The organism is Enterococcus raffinosus, assembly GCF_018917525.1.
Classification (GTDB): Bacteria; Bacillota; Bacilli; order Lactobacillales; family Enterococcaceae; genus Enterococcus_A; species Enterococcus_A raffinosus_A.
The window spans coordinates 1-4,472 of the sequence record NZ_JAHLOS010000079.1 but is presented as its reverse complement, the minus strand read 5'-3'; the positions used below and the strand labels follow the sequence as shown (position 1 = coordinate 4,472).

At 40.9% G+C, this 4,472-nt stretch carries 3 protein-coding genes; all 3 read left to right on the top strand.

All coding sequences use genetic code 11. The annotated features are described in order from the left end of the window. Positions 1-207: 207 nt before the first annotated feature. The gene (locus KQI58_RS22250; protein WP_216411118.1) at positions 208-642 is read left to right on the top strand and encodes a MarR family winged helix-turn-helix transcriptional regulator; all 435 of its coding nucleotides are present in this window, start codon (positions 208-210) and stop codon (positions 640-642) included. A 131-nt stretch (positions 643-773) separates the two neighbouring features. After that, a complete protein-coding gene (locus KQI58_RS22245; protein ID WP_216411117.1) occupies positions 774-2,540 on the top strand; it encodes an ABC transporter ATP-binding protein in 1,767 nt (588 codons plus the stop codon). Further along, positions 2,533-4,317: an ABC transporter ATP-binding protein gene (locus KQI58_RS22240; RefSeq protein ID WP_216411116.1), complete on the top strand. Its 1,785-nt coding sequence runs from the start codon at positions 2,533-2,535 to the stop codon at positions 4,315-4,317. The genes KQI58_RS22245 and KQI58_RS22240 overlap by 8 nt, the downstream gene beginning before the upstream one ends. Positions 4,318-4,472 lie beyond the last annotated feature (155 nt).

Sequence of the window (4,472 nt, the reverse complement as noted above, 5' to 3'; positions counted from 1 at the left end):
GATTTGCGTCATTGTCCGTTCATCCTTTATTGATTGTGTGAGAACTTCAATAATACATGAAATTGGGCAATGACGTTTTTTTATTGTCTTAAGTGGCTAAGTTCATTATAAAATCCGCCTTTTTAAAAGAAGACATAAGATAGGTTGACAAAAAATAAAAAACAATTTATGATAGTTAGCATGATAACTATTTAAGGAGAGAGTCCCATGAATCAGTCCGAATCAATTGGTTTTGAGGTCAGAGAGCTATCACTGCTAATTGCCAGATATATTGAAAAAATGAGCGATGGTGGACATATTAGAGGACCTCAAGGCTTTGCTTTGGGATACTTGGTTCACAATCGCGACAAAGAAATTTATCAAAAAGATTTGGAAGAAAAATTATCGATTCGGAAGCCAACTGCCAGCAATCTAGTGGATCGCATGATCAAAAATGGCTTTTTGACCACTGCGCCTTCTCAAAAGGATAAACGGTTGAAGCGCTTGATCGTGACGGAAAAGGCAATCCAGACGACGATCGAAGTAGAGCAACAAATCGAAAATATCGAAAACATTTTGAAACAAGGTATTTCTGATGAAGAACTGACTCAGTTTTCCGCAACGATGGAAAAATTCAAACAAAATTTGAAATCCCGTCTCTAATCTGGCCGTTGAAGCGGTCAGATTTCATTTTCCGCAAATAGTTAGCATGCTAATTTTAAAAAGATGTCACTATCTGTTTGTAAATCCTTTCCAGGCGGATGTACGACGAGAATCGAACAAGGAGGTTCCCTATGATACAACTAATAAAAAGAACAAATACGAAAGAACGACTACTGGTACTAGCGAGTGTCCTATTCATCCTTGGACAAGTCTGGATGGATTTAAAGGTACCAGATTATATGTCGCAAATTACGACGCTGCTTCAAACTCCGAATACCGCTATCAGTGAAATCTTAAAACCTGGCGGCTGGATGGTCTTATTATCTTTAATGAGCTTTGTTTTTTCATCCATCGTCGGTTTGTTCGCTGCCAAAATTGCGGCGAGTTTAACTTGCCGGGTACGCCAAGACATGTTTGGCAAGGTGATGGATTATTCTACGCATGAGATTCAGCAATTTTCGATCCCTAGCTTGACCACACGGACTACGAATGATTTAACGCAAATTCAACAGGTGGTTGCGATGGGATTGCAATTGCTGATCAAGGGACCGATCACAGCCGTTTGGGCGATTTTGAAAATCGCTGGCAAGAATTGGCAGTGGACGACAACTACCGGCGTAGCCGTTCTGATCTTATTAATCATGTTGTCAGTCATCCTAACACTTGTGCAGCCAAGATTCCGAAAAGTCCAGCAATTGACAGATAAGGTAAATAGTATCACACGAGAAAATTTAACCGGACTACGAGTGGTACGTGCGTACAATGCTGAAGGTTATCAGGAAGAAAAATTTGAAGAGGCAAATCAAGAGCTAACTTCGACGAATTTGTTTGCTGGCCGAGTGATGGCTTTGATGAGCCCTGGTATGAGTTTGATCTCTAGCGGTTTAACACTGGCGGTTTATTGGATCGGCGCGTATATGATTCAGCAAGCAGCGGGGATGGCGAAGCTGACCTTGTTCAGTGATATGATCGTGTTTTCTTCCTATGCGATGCAGGTGGTCATGAGTTTTGTTTTGATGTCGATGATCTTCATGATTTTGCCACGGGCAACGATTTCGGCCAAACGGATCAATGAGGTTTTAGATAAGGAATCCTCTGTTGAATTTCCGAATGAGGGAGAGAAAAAGCAGTCAGATATTAAAGGGACTGTTGAGTTTGATCATGTGACCTTCCGTTATCCCGATGCTTCTGAGCCAGTCGTTCATGACATAAATTTTAAAGCAGGACAAGGAGACACAGTGGCATTTATCGGTTCAACCGGGAGCGGAAAAAGTACAATCTTGAATTTGATTCCGCGCTTTTATGAAACCAGTGAAGGCACGATCTCAATTGACGGGCAACCGATCAATACTTATAGCCATGTGAATTTGAATGACATTGTCGGATATATTCCGCAAAAACCTGTTTTATTCAGCGGGACGATCCAATCGAACCTAGACTTTGGAATCAGCAGCAATGCTCCGTTAGATGAGGAAAAGATGGAAGAAGCCTTGTCAATCGCTCAAGCCAGTGATTTTGTGAATGAAAAGGAAGACAAACTGAATAGTCACGTTGCGCAAAATGGTAGTAATTTTTCAGGAGGCCAAAAGCAGCGTCTGGCAATTGCGCGAGTGATCGCCCGTAAACCAGAAATCTTACTATTTGATGATTCCTTCTCGGCACTGGATTATAAGACGGATAAAAAATTACGAGAAGTTTTAAAAGAAAAATTGGCAGACACCACTAAACTTATTGTGGCGCAACGCATCAGCACCATCATGGATGCCGATCAAATCATCGTTTTAGATGAAGGACATATCGTTGGGCAGGGAACCCATGAAGAATTACTGGAATCAAATGCAGTCTATCAAGAGATTGCGTATTCTCAGCTGTCGAAGGAGGAATTAGCACATGGATAATACTTTAGAAAATGCACACACACCAGTGAAGGAACATCCATTGAGAGACAATGTTTTTAAAGCTCTGAACCAATATAAATGGCCGCTGCTCGTGACGATCGTATTTGCGACAATTGGCAGTATCACTCAAATCGTTGGACCGAATCGATTAAGTGAAATCACTGATTTGATTACACAAGGCTTAAGTGGTTCAATCAATCTCACGCGAATCAGTCAGCTTGGTCTAGGATTGGTCATTTTATATGGGATCGGGTCAATTCTTTCCTACTTCCAAGGATTTATTGTAGCGACTGTCACGCAACGTTTTTCTAAACAAATGCGACGTCAGATATCTGAAAAAATCAATGCAGTTCCATTGAACTATTTTGATTCCCATAGTCAAGGAGACACCTTGAGCCGGGTGACGAATGACTTGGATACAGTTAGTCAGTCGTTAAATCAAAGCTTAAGTACATTGTTTCCATCTATCACCTTGTTTATCGGTTGTTTAGTCATGATGTTTCGGACAAATTTGCTGTTAACGATCACCTCAGTCGTTGCTGTTTTATTGGGCTTTGTGCTGATGGCAGTTATTATGGCAAAATCTCAAGTCCATTTTAATCAGCAACAGCAAAAATTGGCTAAAATCAATGGTTTTGCTGAAGAAGCTTATTCAGGCCAGCAGGTGATTAGCGCCTACAGTGCAAAAAAAGACATGAAAGATGAATTTAAAGAAATGAATCAAGATTTCTACGGTAGTGTGTGGAAGGCACAGTTTCTTTCAGGAATCATGCAGCCGTTGATGGGATTTATTGGGAATTTTGGCTATGTAGCGGTCTGTGTCGTGGGGGCTGTATTAGCGTTGAGAGGGGATATCACATTAGGAGTCATCGTCGCCTTTACTGTTTACATTCGTCTATTTTCACAACCTTTGTCTCAGTTAGCTCAGGCTTTTTCAAGTCTACAGTCAGCAGGGGCGGCCATGAACCGAGTATTTGAATTTCTTGCTGAAGAAGAATTAGCTGATGAGTCAAAAAAAGGGACGCATATACGTAGCGCGGAAGGAAATGTTCGTTTTGAAAATGTCAGCTTTGGTTATGACAAAGCTCAGACAATCATCCATAATTTTAGCGTGGATGCTAAAGCCGGTCAGAAAATCGCTATTGTTGGTCCGACTGGTGCTGGGAAAACCACGATCGTTAATCTGTTGATGCGTTTTTACGAGACAAATCGTGGAGTAATCAAGATCGATGGGGTCTCTACGAAAGACATGACTAGAGAAGAAGTGCATGATCAATTTTGTATGGTACTGCAAGATACGTGGATGTTTGAAGGAACGATCAAAGAAAATTTGATTTATAATCAACAGCATGTTGCTGATGACACAGTTATTGATGCCTGTAAAGCAGTCGGGATCGATCATTTTATTCGAACACTTCCAAAAGGCTATGATACGTATTTGGATGATAGTGTTAGTTTGTCGGTGGGGCAAAAACAATTAATGACGATTGCACGAGCCCTTATCAAAGATGCTCCGATGTTGATTCTAGATGAAGCTACTAGCTCTGTTGATACGCGAACAGAAGAATTAATTCAAGCCGCAATGGACAAATTGATGAGTAATCGGACTTCCTTTGTGATTGCCCATCGCTTATCAACGATCCGCAATGCGGATTTGATCCTGGTAATGAAAGAAGGAAATATCATTGAACAAGGAAATCACGAAGAACTGATGGCGCAAAAAGGTTTTTATGCCGATTTGTATAATAGTCAGTTTGAAAAAGAGCAACTAGCATAAAGAAGACAGTGATTAAAATCGTTTGATTTTAATCGCTTTTTTTGTATGTTTGAAAACCACCTGCTGTGCTGGTGGTTCAAAAGAGCTTCCAGCGTGGTATTAAAAAGACCTCCCAAAATTGATAAACTGATGTTGGTTTCCCGACCGCATCACCA

Bases quoted from the DNA above. Each gene is read 5' to 3' on its own strand.
- KQI58_RS22250 (WP_216411118.1), top strand. From the start codon at position 208: ATGAATCAGTCCGAATCAATTGGTTTTGAGGTCAGAGAGCTATCACTG.
- KQI58_RS22245 (WP_216411117.1), top strand. From the start codon at position 774: ATGATACAACTAATAAAAAGAACAAATACGAAAGAACGACTACTGGTA.
- KQI58_RS22240 (WP_216411116.1), top strand. From the start codon at position 2,533: ATGGATAATACTTTAGAAAATGCACACACACCAGTGAAGGAACATCCA.